Annotated in this window: 14 protein-coding genes; 4 read left to right on the forward strand and 10 right to left on the reverse strand. The window is 32.9% G+C overall.

Annotated features, from left to right (window positions below):
* Positions 1-182: 182 nt before the first annotated feature.
* From ACAM30_RS12255 to ACAM30_RS12265, 3 genes are all read right to left on the reverse strand, one after another.
* On the reverse strand, positions 183-1,184 hold the full coding sequence (locus ACAM30_RS12255; protein ID WP_369614920.1) for a phosphotransferase: 1,002 nt from the start codon (positions 1,182-1,184) through the stop codon (positions 183-185).
* A 200-nt stretch (positions 1,185-1,384) separates the two neighbouring features.
* Positions 1,385-1,939 carry a hypothetical protein gene (locus ACAM30_RS12260; RefSeq protein WP_369614921.1) on the reverse strand — a complete coding sequence of 185 codons (555 nt, stop codon included), beginning with the start codon at positions 1,937-1,939 and terminating at the stop codon, positions 1,385-1,387.
* Positions 1,940-2,107: 168 nt separating this feature from the next.
* Entirely contained in the window at positions 2,108-2,848 is a 741-nt protein-coding gene (locus tag ACAM30_RS12265; protein WP_369614922.1) for a hypothetical protein, read from the reverse strand.
* A gap of 155 nt (positions 2,849-3,003) precedes the next feature.
* Between ACAM30_RS12265 and ACAM30_RS12270 the strand changes: the two genes are divergently transcribed.
* Complete coding sequence (locus tag ACAM30_RS12270) at positions 3,004-3,945, forward strand: GyrI-like domain-containing protein (protein WP_369614923.1); 942 nt, start codon at positions 3,004-3,006, stop codon at positions 3,943-3,945.
* A 274-nt stretch (positions 3,946-4,219) separates the two neighbouring features.
* On the opposite strand, the gene ACAM30_RS12275 is transcribed toward ACAM30_RS12270, so the two are convergent.
* From ACAM30_RS12275 to ACAM30_RS12285, 3 genes are all read right to left on the reverse strand, one after another.
* On the reverse strand, positions 4,220-4,411 hold the full coding sequence (locus ACAM30_RS12275; RefSeq protein ID WP_369614924.1) for a hypothetical protein: 192 nt from the start codon (positions 4,409-4,411) through the stop codon (positions 4,220-4,222).
* Between the two features lie 4 nt (positions 4,412-4,415).
* Positions 4,416-5,132: a DUF3667 domain-containing protein gene (locus tag ACAM30_RS12280; RefSeq protein WP_369614925.1), complete on the reverse strand. Its 717-nt coding sequence runs from the start codon at positions 5,130-5,132 to the stop codon at positions 4,416-4,418.
* A 305-nt stretch (positions 5,133-5,437) separates the two neighbouring features.
* Positions 5,438-5,902, reverse strand: coding sequence for a DUF962 domain-containing protein (locus ACAM30_RS12285; protein ID WP_369614926.1), 465 nt, complete (start codon positions 5,900-5,902; stop codon positions 5,438-5,440).
* Between the two features lie 326 nt (positions 5,903-6,228).
* On the opposite strand from ACAM30_RS12285, the gene ACAM30_RS12290 reads away from it, so the two are divergent.
* Positions 6,229-6,492 (forward strand): hypothetical protein, encoded by a 264-nt coding sequence (locus tag ACAM30_RS12290; RefSeq protein WP_369614927.1) that lies wholly within the window; start codon positions 6,229-6,231, stop codon positions 6,490-6,492.
* Here ACAM30_RS12290 and ACAM30_RS12295 read toward each other — a convergent pair.
* Both ACAM30_RS12295 and ACAM30_RS12300 read right to left on the reverse strand, forming a co-directional pair.
* Complete coding sequence (locus ACAM30_RS12295; RefSeq protein WP_369614928.1) at positions 6,462-7,712, reverse strand: TMEM143 family protein; 1,251 nt, start codon at positions 7,710-7,712, stop codon at positions 6,462-6,464. The genes ACAM30_RS12290 and ACAM30_RS12295 overlap by 31 nt on opposite strands.
* Before the next feature lie 407 nt (positions 7,713-8,119).
* Positions 8,120-8,587 (reverse strand): hypothetical protein, encoded by a 468-nt coding sequence (locus tag ACAM30_RS12300; protein WP_369614929.1) that lies wholly within the window; start codon positions 8,585-8,587, stop codon positions 8,120-8,122.
* Positions 8,588-9,152: 565 nt separating this feature from the next.
* Here ACAM30_RS12300 and ACAM30_RS12305 point away from each other — a divergent pair.
* Positions 9,153-9,365 (forward strand): hypothetical protein, encoded by a 213-nt coding sequence (locus ACAM30_RS12305; protein ID WP_369614930.1) that lies wholly within the window; start codon positions 9,153-9,155, stop codon positions 9,363-9,365.
* Positions 9,366-9,491: 126 nt separating this feature from the next.
* Positions 9,492-11,021 (forward strand): SulP family inorganic anion transporter, encoded by a 1,530-nt coding sequence (locus ACAM30_RS12310; protein ID WP_369614931.1) that lies wholly within the window; start codon positions 9,492-9,494, stop codon positions 11,019-11,021.
* Between the two features lie 24 nt (positions 11,022-11,045).
* Here the strand turns inward: ACAM30_RS12310 and ACAM30_RS12315 are convergent, their stop codons facing one another.
* Both ACAM30_RS12315 and groL read right to left on the reverse strand, forming a co-directional pair.
* Complete coding sequence (locus ACAM30_RS12315) at positions 11,046-12,245, reverse strand: ectonucleotide pyrophosphatase/phosphodiesterase (protein WP_369614932.1); 1,200 nt, start codon at positions 12,243-12,245, stop codon at positions 11,046-11,048.
* Between the two features lie 293 nt (positions 12,246-12,538).
* Positions 12,539-14,170 (reverse strand): chaperonin GroEL, encoded by a 1,632-nt coding sequence (gene groL, locus ACAM30_RS12320; RefSeq protein ID WP_369614933.1) that lies wholly within the window; start codon positions 14,168-14,170, stop codon positions 12,539-12,541.

Raw genomic sequence — 14,170 nt, forward strand, 5'->3', positions numbered from 1 at the left:
AATTCCCGTAATGTTTTTTCTTTTTTCATCCTGGTAAAACGACACATAGTATTCTGATATTACGACAAGAGTTGGGATAAGATAAAACCCATTTTTCGTATTTGCTAGGTCATTAAAAAAAATATCATTTCATTAAGCTAATTGCTCAAATCTGTTGTACTAGCTATTAGCGGATCGTTGTTTTAACAATCGCTATCTATTTCAATTTTGTTATAAGTAATCCATCGTTTCAGATTTCCAACCATTCTTTTCAAATGGTCTTCATTCAAGAATATATTTGTCCAATATTCAAATCTGTCACATTGAATACTAATGTAGTATGTCATAATTGCTAAACAAGCAAAAGGCAAAAACTTTTTTTCTTCGGCGGTAATTTCTGTTACAGTTTCGTAACCCTTTAAAAAGCTTTCTGCTTTTATCTGGTATTCTTCTTCGTTCAAATTAGTTGCAAGTAGCTGAAAAAGAAAATAAGAAATGTCGAAACATAGATAACCGTTGCCACAAAAGTCAAAGTCAAAAAATGTTATTTCTTTTTCATCGTCAATGTGCAAATTGTCAAACCAAACGTCAAGATGAACACTTCCATATCTCGTTTTTTGTTTCTCAATACTACCGATTTTTAGCATTAAAAATGCAGATAGTTTTTCTAAAAATTCAATTTCATTAATGTTTTTATTAAAGAACTTTTTTATTCTAAGAATAGGTATCACAAGCAAGTTGTTAGTATTGTAAGATATTCTATTTAGTTTGAAATTTTCTGTAGATAGATGAACTTTTGCTAATGCTTGTCCAATTAGAAAACTTGTTTGATGTGAAAACTTAGCTGTCTTTGCTCCTTTGGCATATGAAAATAAAACACCAAATCTTTTTCCTTCAGGTGCTTCAATTTCTTGAATGTATTCGCTGAATTTATCTGCAATTGGATAAGCAACTTGTCGGTCGGTTCCCTTTAAGTGAAGTAAAAGTCTCAACTCTTCTTCAATTTCTAATTTTGTACGCCAATTACATGTGTATACTCTAAAAACGTATTTTATTTCGTCATCGTGAACAATGTATAAATGGTTCATTGCAATTCGAAATATGCTACATTCAGTGTTCTTGCTCACTTCATATTTTTGTCGAATAAGTTTTCCAAGATCATTCGGTGATAATGTGCTATTTATTGTTGGAAATTTATCTGTCATCAATTCTTCGTTTCTTTGTTTTTTTGGGCTTTGCAATGAATATTAGCTAATTAAACTTAATAGATTATTCAAATATATGTTAATAAACTTACAAATCAACAAAAAATATAAATTTTGCGGTACGCAGTCGGTTTTCTTTTTTGTCGTCTATTTGTCAAGTAGTTTTCATTGTTCTGATGTCAAATTTAAAAAGTTATGTACTAAAAAGTTACATGATGTATCACTTTAATTATTTTCCAGTCCCCGATATTTTTTTTCTGATAAATGGCAATCATTTCGTCATGACAATAATTTTGATGACAGCTGATATTGGATCTGAATAAGCAAATTTGTTTGTTTTTTGAAAATATTGGGATGGATAATTCTAAAAATGGCGTTGCAGAATCGGTTAAAGTATCTGGATTTATAAATGGAAATTTATATTTTTTTGAGTCCCATTTTTTTGTATTATTCCAGTATTTTATTTGCTGATTCATAGTTATAATATCAGCCTTTGTCAACAATTTGTCGATTTTGTACAATTTAATTGTCTGACTACTTAACACATCAACTGGTATTACCTTATAAGAAATTGATTCAATAGGAAGATTCTCTTGAGCTACGTTGTTTTCAGTAGATTGCTTTGGGTTCAATTTCCAATGTAAAAACTCATTAATTGTTGTTTCACTTTTTGTTTGTCCATAACCTGTCTTTACAAATAAGATTACTATCAAACCAATAAATATTACACTTCTCATTCTCATTTTATTTTTCATCTCTGTATGGTTTGGATTGAATTAAGCCGATTCTTCGGATTTACAAAATGATTCAAAAACAAAACCATCTTTTTATTAAGTCAATTGTCCAGATTCGTTGTAATAGTTTTTAGTTTATCTTTCGCCAGTTTTCTAATGTCATTACAGTTTTAGTTTTTGCAAAACCATTTACATGCAGATAATTTCCTCAAAATCTTTCAATTCTAATTGTATTGGTGTTTCATATCTTTTATTATATATGTCAGCTCTAAAAGATTTTTTTGGCTTTAAAGTTATTAAGCCCTTCGTATAACTAATTGTATCAATCAAGGTATAAATATCCTCATAGAATTGAAGTTTATAGCTTATTGAACCGTAAAAATTAGTTTTCTTATCCCTGTATTCAATTACAGCCATTGTTCCAATTTCTTTGACTTCAATTTGATAATAAATATCAATTTTAAAAGACTTGGTTTCCTTTGTTTTAAAATGAATTTTTATTTCTGTATCCAACTCATCAATAAGTTTCTCAGTTTGATCTATCAGGACTAAATTTAAGCCATTGCTTATTTTTCGCAGCACCTGGAATGTTATTGATTTAATCAGGCTGTTTTTTTCACTATCGGAAAGCGATTGTAATTTTTCAGTGTTAATTCCAAAATCTATATATTTAATTGTTTTGTCAACGTTTCTATTAGAAACTATGATTTCATTTTCTTTTAGTACAGTTGTTAAATTGATATAGATATGATCAAATTCTCCATAAGTGAATTTTAGTTCGTTTAATTTTCTGGCAATTCGTTGTCCTATAAAGTTTGTGTCTTTTGTTGGTACGAAAAGTTTACCCGGGTCTCGAGGAATGCTTTGTCCTGCAATATTTTCTTTTTCACTTTCATAAAAGCGTATGTCTTTTAATATTCTGTCAGCCATTTTTTCATCTTTACTGTTCGATAAATGTATTAATAATTTTGCTTTCGAAAAGGGCTTTAAAAGAATAAAAAAATCTCTAATACATCCATAACTTTGTATTCATATTAGTTTGCATTTGTAAATGATATTTAACATTTATACTATAGATTAAAAGCATGACAAAGGAAGAGTCTATTAAAGAGTATTATTTCAGAATTAATAAAAGTATAGATTATATTAAAGAAAATCTTCATGAAGAACTTTCTTTAGAAAAACTGGCCGCTCTTTCCAGCTTTTCAAAGTTTCATTTTCATAGAATTTTTAAGTCCGTTACAGGAATAACAATCAATGAATTTATTAAAAATGCAAAGATAGAGAGGGCACTGTTTTTCCTGATGAATAATCCGTCAATGACAATTAGTGAAATAGCCAATGATTGTGGTTTTTTGAGTGTTTCCTCTTTTTCAAGAAGTTTTCGTGAAGTCAGACAGATGACACCAAGCGAATGGCGGGAACAGTATAAAAATAGCAATATTCGTATAACAGATAGCAATATTGGAAAAATGCAGTCTGAAATCGAAAGCTACCTTGCACTCAAATTAAATAATTTAAAAAATATTGAAATGAGTGAAATTACGAAACTTGATTTTGAAGTTAAAAACCTTGAGGCATTTAATGTTATTTACATCAGAAATCTCAATATCCACCGTCATGATAGTGAAACATTTGAAGAGATGTTTAAAAAGCTTTTTAGCTGGGCTACTCCAAGAAATTTAGTGAATTTCCCTGAAACTAAAGCATTAACGGTTTATAGAAGTAATGCTAATTTATCAGGAATGCTTCAGGCTGACGTTTGTTTGTCTGTTCCTGAGAAAATAGTAGGAGAAGGTATAATAGGTAATACAACAATAAGTGGAGGGTTATATGCCATTTTTCATAAAGAAGGACCAATGTCAGAATGCTTTAAAACCTGGAATTATATATACGAAGTTTGGTTTGAGGAAAATGGTTATCAGCCCGATAATAGAAATTTCTTTTTAAGCCATTTAAATGATCCTAAATTGCATCCGGAGAACCTTCATATTATTGATATCTATATACCTATAAAATTACTGTAGGAATAAAAACTTCTAAACTAGAATTTATGAAACTGTCATTTATTGTCTCATTTTCTGTTACAGATAATGGTCTGCATTTTAATTTTAGAATAAATTATTTCTAATGAGTACTATATCAGGTATTTGAATTAAGATCTTGCTGAAATAAATATATTAAAGGCATTAAATATTATTTTAAAGCCTTTTGTTTTCTGCAAAAAAAGCCTGAGAATTTATATTCTCAGGCTTTTTTCATTAATTCATTCGACATCTAAGACACGAAATTTTGCTTCTTTTATTTAGCAGACCCTTTTTTTGCATTTCTAATCAAAACGAAAATAGAAAATAAAAAGACAATGATATAAAGTGCGGCTAGAGCCGGTTTTTCAAAAGTTAGTTTTTCAAAGTCAAATTGTTTGTACAAGGTCGTCCCTAAGATGATTGCAATAATCGCAAAGACAAATGATGATGCTTTTTTGTTTTCCATTTTTTTAATGTTTTATAAGTAAGTCAATTAGTGTTCCTATTAAAACCAAAAATATTCCGGAAGTTAATATTCCAAGCATATAGGATATAAATGCTTTTAAATAATTAGAGGGTTTAGTTTTATCAAAAAATTGCCCAATGGCCCAGCTGCAATAAGCGATGCCCAGAATATTTGCAATTAAAAGTAAGTCAAAGTGAGTCAAACCCTGAACCAATAGAAAAAAGGCAGAAATAAGCATGCCAATTCCCATTACAAAGCAAAGCAGGATTAGAATTTCAAAGAAATTATAGGCATATTTTCTAAAAAATAATCGTAACCAGACAGCGATAAACGATCCTTGTATTATATTGGCATAGCCATAGTGGCTTTGCATCCATTTAAAGATAGAAATTGTCGTTGTTCCGGTAATGGGGTACTCTTTTGCATACTCTTCCTCAATATGAAAAAAGTGATTTATAATTGAATAAATCAAAGAGGTGATAATTATAAAAATGATGGGTTTAACAAGCCGGGCTCTGTTTTCTGTAATGAATTCTTTTACACACTGCCCAGGCTTGGTTACTAATTCTTTTACGGTATAAAGAATGCCTCTCTCAAAATGCAAGACATGTTCGATCTCGTGAATGATATAATGACTGTCAATACGTTTAATTTTTGAAGGTTGTCCGCAGTTGGAACAAAAGTTCAGACTTAGTTCATTATTACAGTTTTTACAATTCATTTATTTTGGTGGTTTGGTTAATTCATTTATAAAAATAGATTCAGTAAAACGGTTGAAAACTAATTTAGGTGAACTATTAAATAATACAGGATGCTTGGTTTAATAAGTGCTTTTTTGACGGGAATTTAACTTCCTTTCGGCGAATATAGGAAATAATGAGGGATTATTTTATGAATTTTTTCTTTTATTCTAACAGGAAATATTTCATAAAAAGGTTCTGAAAAGCCAAAGCGTTCATTGGTTCAGCAAAGTCGTTAAGCCTTATGTCTTAATAGTGCAAGTAGTATTTTATGCAGTGTCCTGAATTATTTTTTGGAAAATAAATTCTCTACAACCCAGGCGGGGCCAATCATTAGAAATTGAAGATCTTTCAAAAAAGAAGGCTTTTTTCCTTCGATATTATGTCCGTAAAATTGACCGATCCAGGCAACTACAAATACGCCAATAGAAAATATCCACAATGGAAAAACTTGTCCGATATAGTAATTGACAACCAGACAAATTGCTGAAAAAACAGCAATCTTCAAAGCCATGGTTACTGACAGACGAATGTAAAAAAGAAGTACAAAAATTAAAACAATAGCAGCCCAGTTTTCCAGAACAGGAGCGTTCAGTTTTAAGATATTGGAGATAAAATCACTTGGAATACTCATTAACAGTCCAACTATCGAAAAGTAGATCGCTGGTACACAAATATAATGAATCGCCTTATTCTTTGGGTTCTGATGACTTACTGCGTATTCATCAAACCATTGTTCTAATGTTCTCATTGTTTTGGGTTTAGTGTCGTAAATCTAATAAAAAAACACTTAGTTTTATCAGTTTACACTATTCTTAAAGATAGATAAGCTTAATTTCTAAGAGGATACAGATATGAATTGAATTACAGACCGTTTAGATCTGCTTACAATTTAGAGCTAACGAAGTACTTCGTTTTCGAGAAAAAATAATGAAAAAAACGATAAATTTTAGATTAAATACTCAAAAAGTGACGTATTTGTCTTATTATGATAGTTTTATGGCTTTATTAGGTGCGCCGTCTTTTTTTTCGTTTTTAATTTTGTTGACAATAAAATAACCCATTAAACAATTAGTTATGTATCAAATAGAAAACAAAGAAGAAGAGACAGTAAAGATTTACGTAATCAATCATGAAAAAGAAAATGATGGTCAAACAATAGTAGACGATTTGCAACTATATAACAATACTTGGATTCAAAATGATTTATCAGAAAACCGAGTTGAAATTGCTAAACTAGTTTTTAGTATACTTCTTGTCCTTGCTTTTTTCTTTTCATTTATAGCATTGTTGATCGTTAAATTCTCTGATCAATTAAATTCAGGAGCTTCTTCTTTTTGATTGTAGTCAAAAACATTATCCCATAAGTTGTCAATGGTTATCAATGCCTGATTTAGCGGTACGATATTCCATTTACCATTGGATTCAACAGCTAACCTCATAGTTTTTAATTTCAGTAAGGCATCCTGTACATCAAAATCCAGATTTGTATTTAGTGCTGTTGTAAACCAGGATTCAATCTGAGTATCGAGTTCCTCGGCTGAGACGGCATATTCGTTTTTGTATAAAAAAGTATAAGCCAGTATCGTTTCTTTCAGTACTTCTTCTTCAGAGGAATTTAGCAGTGAGTAGAAAGCTCCACTATTGTTTCCTAGATTTTTAAAGTAAAGGCTGTCCGAAAGGATTTTAGAGTATTTAATTTTTTTATTGACAAAGTTGCTGTATTGGCGGAATAAATAAAGGGATAAAATGCCCAATGCAATTAAGCCTTGATTTAAAGAAGCTTTACTGTTTAATAAATCGATAGTTTCTCCCGATTGATATGCAGCATACATACCAATCAAAGCAGGAATTACGGTTGTACTTAAAAGTGAAATTCCGCCTCCGATTCCCGGAACCCAAAAGAACAGCTTATCTTTGGTAGACATTCTCGGAATGGCATTTGGGAATATAGTTTCAAGATCATTTTTTGGAACACGTTTAAAGATCTTTAAAGCAACTGAACCCGGTTCGATAGGCATTTTCCCCAGTTTTACTTTTTTTTCTTTAATATAATCGGCTTCGCTGTAATGAAGATAAATCAGGACACGATCATAATATTCAATTTCGATTTCTTTCTTCCAGAAAAAATATTTTCGAATCTTTTCTTTTGCCTTATGATGCCCCCGAACGTATAATTCGAAGTCTTTAAAGGCGTTGAAATCAATGGAAAGCTTCAAACCGATTAAGTCCGAATCTTCAAAAGCTTTGTCCAGTGTTTCCTGATCTATCCGACGATAATTCCCCTGTTCTAATACCGTAAGTAATGTTTCTTTGAAAACGTTGAAATCACTTTTGCCTATAAAATTTTCGCGTTCTTTCAGACTTAAATCTGGATCAAACAAGGCGTAGTTTTGCTTCAGATTTCGATTAAGATTAAAAGCTTCGTAATGGAAATAGTGTTCGATAATATCAAACAATTTCCTGAAATCATCAGTTTTCTTTGAATCTTCGGCAAAGGCGATTAGTTGTTGTTCCAGTAGAAATTCCTTATTGAAGGGAATATAATGTTCTCGTGTCATGGAGATATTCAGGGGCTATATTTTTTTTAGGCTCAAAGATACAAAGTGATTTTGTTTTGATCACAACAGGCTTTTGAAATTTGTTCGATGATCATCAGGAAAGAAATCTTTGCAGATGTTTTCGATAGGAAGTAATGGGTGTTTTCTCGTCAATTGAAAACTGTAATAAAAAAAAGCGAGACTTTTAATCGTTGGCATCGATTAAAAACCCCACTTAATTGTTCCAAAAAAAATGACAATATCTAATAATTTTCTCTTAGGAAAACTACAGTTTAAAATAAAAATTATTTTCGGCAAAACTACCACTTAAGAAAGTTTTGACAACACGTATTTATACCTGTTTTTGCATTTTTTGCTATGGGAATTCAAATACTAAAAGGGTATTTAAAGTATCATTTTAGTTGAAATTAATTCAGCTCAGAGTTTTTTAATTCTATTATTTTTTGGATGTATTGTATCAGATTTTCTTTTTCTACCGAAAATGGTGCATTTTCATCTTCTGTATTCAGGTATAAATCTGCAATACTTTGCGCATCCATGTTTTTGTTCGTGTAATGATATTCGGTATATTTAATAATGCTTTCTACAAAAAGTTCCCGTAGTCTGCCTTTTTCTATAGTTTCTTCGTCGCGATTCTTTATTTTCTCTATTTCAGATTCCGGTAAATCAATAGTGAGGTAAGTCGTATCTACAGCCACATTTGAAAGCATTTCTTCAGTAGCTTTTCCGGAAGCATTACAATAAGCACAAGGACCCGGAGCCCACTTTAATTGTTTGTTCAGGCGTCGTATATCTTCCCGGTTTACAAAACCTTTTCCAAGACATCTTGGGCATCCTGAGTTTGATTTTTTAAATAGAAAATTAAAAAGTGGCATTTTCCGGAAATTTAGGTTAAAGTTGTTTAGCCCTGCGAAGATAATTTTTTTATGTAAGAAAATTATTTTTAAAGCAGATTGTTTTTTTGATAATTTGAGGGAATTTTATCGCGATAAAGCATTTGTTTTTTATCGTTTAAATATAAAAGATGTTTCTGTATCAGGTATTTGACCGGAATCTTGTTTAGCTATTTTGTTTTTTACCTTTTTATGAAAAAAAGAATAATTTCTTTGGCTGCAGGATCTAATTCAGAAAGTTTTTGCTTACATTTATACACCTCAAATCTCAAGAAAATCTACAAGTTAAGGCATCAGATTTAAATCTGAAATCGCCTGTAAAGTGAGCATTATGTCTCAGCTATTCGTTTTTTATCAGTAAGAGTTTAGAAAATTTAGATGCGCGTGTAACAGAAATTAAGAACGAACGTCTAAGTTATTTGTAATTGTCAGGAAACTACCGGGTTTTAGATTGGGTATTTTCCATGATTCATTTTAGAGTAGGTTTATAATTCAGCTTGATTTCGTAATTCGTTGAACATTTTATGTATCATTAAAGCAGAAAGATATGGTTGTTGAAGTTTTTAAAACAAATGTGCAAAAAGAGGCAGATAAAAATTATGTCATTGCCGTTATTCAAAGCCAGTTTCCCGATTATAAAATCAACTTTGATTTAGAAGATTGCGATAAAATATTGCGTATAGAAGGCATTGATTTAGAGCCTGATAATATTATCGATTATGTAAATTGTTTAGGATATACTTGTGTAAAATTAGAATAATTAGAATATGATAAATTTTATTGTTTTTTGTTTTTTACTGTTGGTAAAACAGTTTTTAAATTAAGTTTTAGTATAAGAAAGCTTTCTTTTAAGTATGTACACATTATTTTTTAAATTTGTGTGCTTATGAAAAAAAGGACTCCTCTTTTTGACTTTACTCAAAAGGTCAACTATAAAAACGAAATTTTAGCGGGATTAACAGTTGCTATGACAATGATTCCAGAATCGTTATCGTTTGCAATTTTGGCTGGTTTTCCACCTTTGGTTGGTTTATATGCTGCTTTTATTGCGGGTTTGGTAACCTCGGTTTTTGGAGGCAGACCCGGGATGATTTCGGGTGGAGCGGGAGCCACTGTTATTGTTTTAATTGCTTTAATGAAATCGCACGGCATCGAATATGTTTTTGCAGCCGTAGCGCTTGGAGGCATCGTCCAGATTTGTATCGGACTTTTTAAACTCGGAAAATTTATCAGATTGGTGCCACAGCCTGTTATGTATGGCTTTGTAAACGGACTCGCCGTGGTTATTTTTATGTCGCAGCTGGAGCAGTTTAAAATTGTTGTGAACGGGCAAACTGCTTGGTTGCAAGGATCACAATTGTACATTATGCTGGTCTTAGTAGCGCTTACAATTGGTATTGTATTGCTTTTTTCAAAGATTACAAAAGCAGTTCCGGCTTCTTTAGTGGCAATTATAGTCGTATTTGCCATCGTATTGCTATTTAATATTGATACAAAAACGGTTCAGGATATTGCCTCAGTTCAGGGGGGATTTCCGCCTTTTCATATTCCAAATATTCCGTTGTCTTTTGAAACAATTAAAATCATATTTCCATATTCGGTAATTGTTGCGGCAGTGGGCTTAACAGAGGGTTTACTGACGTTGAATCTTGTCGATGAAATAACAGGTACAAGAGGTAATAGCAACAGAGAATGTATTGCTCAGGGAAGTTCAAATATTTTGAACGGTTTCTTCTTTGGGATGGGAGGATGTCCAATGATTGCACAAACACTGGTTAATCTTTCTGCCGGTTCGAGAGCACGACTTTCGGGAATAATCGCTTCATTAACGATTTTATTGATTATCCTTTTTGGAGCTCCTGTAATTGGTAAATTGCCAATGGCCGCTTTAGTAGGAGTTATGATGATGGTTGCCATCACTACTTTTGAATGGGCGAGTTTCAGAATTATTAACAAAATGCCGGCACATGATATTTTTGTGGGTGTTTTGGTGGCAGTTGTTACCATTTTGTTGCACAATCTGGCGTTGGCGGTTCTGATTGGAGTGATTATTTCTGCTCTGGTTTTTGCCTGGGAAAGTGCTAAAAGAATTCGTGCCAGACATTATATTGATGAGAAAGGGACAAAACATTACGAAATCTATGGGCCATTATTTTTTGGCTCTACTGTTGCTTTTATAGAAAAATTCGATCCTGTAAACGATCCTGATCATGTGATCATTGATTTTAAAGAAAGCCGCATCGCAGATATGTCAGCCATTGAAGCATTGAATAATTTGACGAAAAAATACAGTCAGTTAAATAAGGTGATTGAATTGAAACATTTAAGCAAAGACTGTATTGTTTTACTTAAAAATGCCGAAGCTGTTATTGCTGTAAATGTAATTGAAGACCCAACCTACAAAGTTGTTTCTTAATTGACACATTTTCTAATTAGCACATTATCTAAGCATGTTACTGACTTCGCTGAATTTCCCGTCTATTTCGTCAATTTGTAAGCCTAGAATATGAGCAATTAGAGGATATACCGAAACATTCTGAAACGATCGGACTGTCTTGTTTACTTTAAAAGCGGGGCCTTTAGCATAAAAAATAGCCTGCATGTCTTTTTCTTTGTTGTCGTATCCGTGTGTGCCTCCGCTTACATGTGTCGATTTTTCTTTTACCAGACTGTAGCCTTTATCGGCTTCGATGACAAAATCTTGAACTCGTGGATTAGTTCCGAAATGTAATCTTTTAGGGACCTCTTTGGATCTCCAGAACTTAATATGCGGTACTTTTTTTAACGCAGTTGCGATTGAATCCTGGAAACCGGGTTTTGCCTGAAGGCTCATGATTGGGTTGATGACAGCATTATAACCAAGCCATTCGGGTTTTAGATAATCCAGAACAGCCACTTTTTTATCATTACTAATATTCGCCATCCCATGATCTGAAACGATAATTAAATTGATCTGTTTTCCAATGGATAATTGATTCAGTTTAGAAGATAACCGACCCATAAGCGTATCCATTCTTCGGATTACTTTTTCGTTTTCAGGAGAAAGCGGACCAAATGAATGACCGGTATGATCAGGTTCATCAAAATAAAGTGTGATAAAATGAGGACGTTGTTTTTCAGGTAGCTGAAGCCATTTGATTACGGTATCAATGCGGGTTTCGTAAGGAATTTTGTTGTCGTACTCTTTATAGATACCAGGTCTTTTTTGATCCGTATCTGATCCCGGCCAGAAAAAAGAAGCAGCTTTTACTCCCTGTTGTTCAGCAACGTTCCAAATGGGATTTCCACCGTAAAAACGGGAATCATTTTTGGCTTTTGAAGACAATGAAAAAGATTCGTTTAATGCTGCATCGTAAAAAACATTATTAATGATTCCATGATGATCGGGATATAGCCCGGTTACTATTGCGTAATGGTTGGGAAAGGTTTTACTGGGATAAGAAGGCCGCATTGATTTGGCATGAACCCCTTCTTTTGCTATTTGGGCCAGGTTTTGAAGTTTGAAATGTTTCGCATAATCCCAACGAAATCCATCCATAGAAACTAGAACCACATAAGCATCTTTTTGGGTTTGCGCATTGGAAAGAAACGTAAGAAGTAAGAATGTAAAAGGCAAGAAGTAAATGGTAAATTTTCTCATTTTGAAATTTTAAACAGAACGGTAAAGATATTAATAACAGGATCTTTAATGAAAAAGAGAATGTTAAACAATTTTAAAATAAAAAGATTCGCCACGAATTCACGAATGAAGTATTTTAATCCATAAGCGTAATTCGAAAAATAAGAATAATATCTAACGTAGAATCTATGTGTTGAAATTAATTACATTCAACGGGTTATTTTAGTCTTTGTATTTGTATAATTAGTGAATTCGTGGCGAAAAAAAAACGCCAGATCGAAATCCGGCGTTTTGAGTTTTGAAGAAAAGAACGATTACATCATTCCTGGCATACCGCCTCCCATTGGCATTCCGCCTCCGGCATTCTCTTCTTTAATATCGATTAATGCACACTCAGTAGTTAAGATCATTCCTGAAACCGAAGCAGCATTTTCTAACGCTACACGAGTTACTTTTTTAGGATCGATAATACCGGCTTTAAGCATGTCTACATATTCGTCAGTTTTAGCATTGTAGCCAAAGTCACCAGAACCTTCACCAACTTTTGCTACTACTACAGAGCCTTCAAGACCTGCATTTTCAACAATAGTTCTTAATGGAGATTCAACAGCACGAGATACAATTTGAATTCCGGTTGCTTCGTCAGCATTGTCCGCTTTTAAGTCAGCTAAAGCAGCTTTAGCTCTTAATAAAGCAACACCACCACCTGCAACGATTCCTTCTTCAACAGCAGCGCGAGTTGCGTGTAATGCATCGTCAACTCTGTCTTTTTTCTCTTTCATTTCTACTTCAGAAGCAGCACCAACATAAAGAACAGCGACACCACCGGCTAATTTAGCCAAACGCTCCTGTAATTTTTCTTTATCATAATCAGAAGTTGTAGTTTCCATCTGACCTTTAATTTGGTTTACTCTGTTTTTGATGATATCTGCTTCACCTGCACCGCTTACAATTGTAGTATTGTCTTTGTCGATAGAAACTCTTTTTGCGTTTCCTAACATGTCAATAGTAGTGTTTTCTAAAGTATAACCTCTTTCTTCAGAGATTACAGTTCCACCAGTTAAGATTGCGATATCTTCTAACATTGCTTTTCTTCTGTCTCCAAAACCAGGTGCTTTAACAGCAGCGATTTTTAAAGCTCCACGTAGTTTGTTTACTACCAATGTAGATAAAGCTTCACCGTCAACATCTTCAGCGATGATCAATAATGGTTTTCCGGATTGAGCAACCGGCTCTAAAACAGGTAGTAATTCTTTTAAAGAAGATACTTTTTTGTCGTATAATAAAATGTATGGAGCGTCTAATTCAACTTCCATTTTCTCAGGATTTGTTACGAAGTAAGGAGAAAGATATCCTCTGTCGAACTGCATACCTTCAACAACGTCTACAAATGTGTCAGTTCCTTTAGCTTCTTCAACAGTAATAACACCTTCTTTACCTACTTTTGCAAATGCAGTAGCGATTAGTTCTCCAATCACTTCATCATTGTTAGCAGAGATAGAAGCAATTTGTTTGATTTTATCAGAATCACTTCCAACTACTTTAGCTTGTTTTGCAAGGTCAGCTACGATTGATTCAACCGCTTTGTCGATACCGCGTTTCAAATCCATTGGATTTGCTCCTGCAGCAACGTTTTTCAAACCTTCTTTTACGATTGCCTGAGCTAAAACTGTAGCAGTTGTAGTTCCGTCACCCGCTAAATCATTAGTTTTAGAAGCTACTTCTTTAACCATTTGCGCGCCCATATTTTCTAATGGGTCTTTTAATTCGATTTCTTTTGCAACCGAAACACCATCTTTAGTAACCGTTGGTCCGCCAAATGATTTTCCGATAATTACGTTACGACCTTTTGGTCCAAGAGTTACTTTTACAGCATTTGCCAATGCATCAACACCACGTTTTAATCCGTCACGTGCTTCAATATCAAATTTTATATCTTTTGCCAT

The sequence above is a fragment of the Flavobacterium sp. CFS9 genome, assembly GCF_041154745.1.
Lineage (GTDB): Bacteria > Bacteroidota > Bacteroidia > Flavobacteriales > Flavobacteriaceae > Flavobacterium.

Excerpts from the sequence above, each read along its gene's own strand:
- ACAM30_RS12260 (WP_369614921.1), bottom strand. The coding sequence starts at position 1,939 with ATGAAAAATAAAATGAGAATGAGAAGTGTAATATTTATTGGTTTGATA.
- ACAM30_RS12255 (WP_369614920.1), bottom strand. The coding sequence starts at position 1,184 with ATGACAGATAAATTTCCAACAATAAATAGCACATTATCACCGAATGAT.
- ACAM30_RS12290 (WP_369614927.1), top strand. The coding sequence starts at position 6,229 with ATGTATCAAATAGAAAACAAAGAAGAAGAGACAGTAAAGATTTACGTA.
- ACAM30_RS12300 (WP_369614929.1), bottom strand. The coding sequence starts at position 8,587 with ATGCCACTTTTTAATTTTCTATTTAAAAAATCAAACTCAGGATGCCCA.
- ACAM30_RS12310 (WP_369614931.1), top strand. The coding sequence starts at position 9,492 with ATGAAAAAAAGGACTCCTCTTTTTGACTTTACTCAAAAGGTCAACTAT.
- ACAM30_RS12285 (WP_369614926.1), bottom strand. The coding sequence starts at position 5,902 with ATGAGAACATTAGAACAATGGTTTGATGAATACGCAGTAAGTCATCAG.
- ACAM30_RS12270 (WP_369614923.1), top strand. The coding sequence starts at position 3,004 with ATGACAAAGGAAGAGTCTATTAAAGAGTATTATTTCAGAATTAATAAA.
- ACAM30_RS12275 (WP_369614924.1), bottom strand. The coding sequence starts at position 4,411 with ATGGAAAACAAAAAAGCATCATCATTTGTCTTTGCGATTATTGCAATC.
- ACAM30_RS12280 (WP_369614925.1), bottom strand. The coding sequence starts at position 5,132 with ATGAATTGTAAAAACTGTAATAATGAACTAAGTCTGAACTTTTGTTCC.
- ACAM30_RS12305 (WP_369614930.1), top strand. The coding sequence starts at position 9,153 with ATGGTTGTTGAAGTTTTTAAAACAAATGTGCAAAAAGAGGCAGATAAA.
- groL (WP_369614933.1), bottom strand. The coding sequence starts at position 14,170 with ATGGCAAAAGATATAAAATTTGATATTGAAGCACGTGACGGATTAAAA.
- ACAM30_RS12315 (WP_369614932.1), bottom strand. The coding sequence starts at position 12,245 with ATGAGAAAATTTACCATTTACTTCTTGCCTTTTACATTCTTACTTCTT.
- ACAM30_RS12265 (WP_369614922.1), bottom strand. The coding sequence starts at position 2,848 with ATGGCTGACAGAATATTAAAAGACATACGCTTTTATGAAAGTGAAAAA.
- ACAM30_RS12295 (WP_369614928.1), bottom strand. The coding sequence starts at position 7,712 with ATGACACGAGAACATTATATTCCCTTCAATAAGGAATTTCTACTGGAA.